Origin of the sequence: Microbacterium sp. (assembly GCF_041909575.1) — a bacterium.
In the GTDB taxonomy this organism is placed as follows: Bacteria; Actinomycetota; Actinomycetes; order Actinomycetales; family Microbacteriaceae; genus Microbacterium.
The window spans coordinates 1-1,778 of record NZ_JAYRDE010000199.1 but is presented as its reverse complement, the minus strand read 5'-3'; the positions used below and the strand labels follow the sequence as shown (position 1 = coordinate 1,778).

2 protein-coding genes and 1 pseudogene are annotated in these 1,778 nt (G+C 71.2%); all 3 read left to right on the top strand.

Annotated elements, in window-relative coordinates; all coding sequences use genetic code 11:
• Positions 1-618: pseudogene (locus tag ACE3O1_RS15570) on the top strand (F0F1 ATP synthase subunit beta); the annotation flags it as partial.
• A gap of 2 nt (positions 619-620) precedes the next feature.
• The gene (locus ACE3O1_RS15565) at positions 621-881 is read left to right on the top strand and encodes a F0F1 ATP synthase subunit epsilon (protein WP_374316605.1); all 261 of its coding nucleotides are present in this window, start codon (positions 621-623) and stop codon (positions 879-881) included.
• An 86-nt stretch (positions 882-967) separates the two neighbouring features.
• Entirely contained in the window at positions 968-1,717 is a 750-nt protein-coding gene (locus tag ACE3O1_RS15560) for a YaaA family protein (RefSeq protein WP_374316603.1), read from the top strand.
• Positions 1,718-1,778: the final 61 nt, after the last annotated feature.

Genomic DNA, 1,778 nt, shown 5'->3' with positions numbered 1-1,778 from the left:
CGCATGCCGTCCGCGGTGGGCTACCAGCCCAACCTGGCCGACGAGATGGGCGTGCTCCAGGAGCGCATCACCTCGACGCGCGGTCACTCGATCACCTCGCTGCAGGCGATCTACGTCCCCGCCGACGACTACACCGACCCGGCTCCGGCGACCACCTTCGCCCACCTCGACGCCACCACCGAGCTCTCGCGCGAGATCGCGTCGAAGGGTCTCTACCCGGCCGTCGACCCGCTGACGTCGACGAGCCGCATCCTCGACCCGCGCTACATCGGCGAGGACCACTACCGCGTGGCCACCGCCGTCAAGCAGATCCTCCAGAAGAACAAGGAGCTGCAGGAGATCATCGCGATCCTCGGTGTCGATGAGCTCTCCGAAGAGGACAAGATCGTCGTGTCGCGCGCACGCCGCATCCAGCAGTTCCTCTCGCAGAACACCTACATGGCGAAGAAGTTCACCGGCGTCGAGGGCTCCACGGTTCCGATCAAGGAGACCATCGAGTCGTTCGACGCGATCGTGAAGGGCGACTTCGACCACGTGGCCGAGCAGGCGTTCTTCAACGTCGGCGGCATCTCCGACGTCGAGGAGAACTGGGCGCGCATCCAGAAGGAGAACGGCTGATCATGCCGCTCAACGTGAGTCTCGTCTCCGCCGACGCGGAGGTCTGGTCGGGGGAGGCCTCGCTCGTCGTCGCCAAGACCGTCGAGGGCGAGATCGGCTTCATGACCGGACACGAGCCGGTGCTGGCGATCCTCGCCGAGGGCCAGGTGCGCATCACCCAGACCTCGGGCACGAAGATCATCGCCAACGCGCAGGACGGCTTCCTCTCCATGGAGGGGAACGACCTCACGATCGTCGCCGGCAACGCGGCGCTCATCTCCTGACACCTCTCTGAGCGAAACGCCCCCGCCCTCTCGAGGGCGCGGGGCGTTTCGTCTCGCTCGACCTGCTCGACGACCGGGGCCCCCGCATGCTGATCCTCCTGCCGCCGTCCGAGACGAAGCGACCCGGTGGCCGCGCACGGCCGCTGGATTCGGCATCCCTCGCCCTCCCGTCCCTGCTCCCGCAGCGCGACGCCGTCGTCGCGGCGCTCGTGGCGCTGTCCGGCGACGAGGACCGCGCCGCCCGTGTGCTCAAGCTCGGCGCCACGCAGCGCGGTGAGGTCGCCGTGAACGCGGGACTGCGGGACGCCCCGACGATGCCGGCGGTGGACCGCTACACCGGGGTGCTCTTCGACGCGCTGGACGCGGCATCCCTCCCCGCCGCCTCGCGGCGCTGGCTGGGAGCGCACGTGCTCGTGCACTCGGCCCCGTTCGGGCCCGTGGGAGCGCTCGACGCGATCCCGGCGTACCGCCTGGGCGCGACGGCGTCGCTGCCGGGGCTGCCGTCGCTCAAGCGGGTGTGGGCGGATGCCGTGTCCGCCGCTCTCGCGGAGGACCGGCCGCGTTTCGTCCTCGACCTGCGCTCGGAGGCCTACGTCGCGCTCGGGCCGGTGCCCGCCGGGGTGCCGTCGGCGTACGTCAGGGTCGTGGCGGAGGCGGACGGCGGGGCCGTGCGCGCGCTCAACCACTTCAACAAGCACGCCAAGGGCGCGCTGGTGCGGCGTCTCGCCGAGGATCGCCCGCGCCTCACGTCCCGCGCCGGGTTCGTGCGGTGGGCGGATGCCGCAGGCCTGCGCGTCCGCGACGGAGCCGAGGGCGAGCTCGAGCTCTTCGCCTGAGCCCGGCGCACGCCTGAGCCCGGCGCACGCTGAGCCCGGCGCACTTCCTCGCGTCGCGCGC

Bases quoted from the DNA above. Each gene is read 5' to 3' on its own strand.
- ACE3O1_RS15560 (WP_374316603.1), top strand. From the start codon at position 968: ATGCTGATCCTCCTGCCGCCGTCCGAGACGAAGCGACCCGGTGGCCGC.
- ACE3O1_RS15565 (WP_374316605.1), top strand. From the start codon at position 621: ATGCCGCTCAACGTGAGTCTCGTCTCCGCCGACGCGGAGGTCTGGTCG.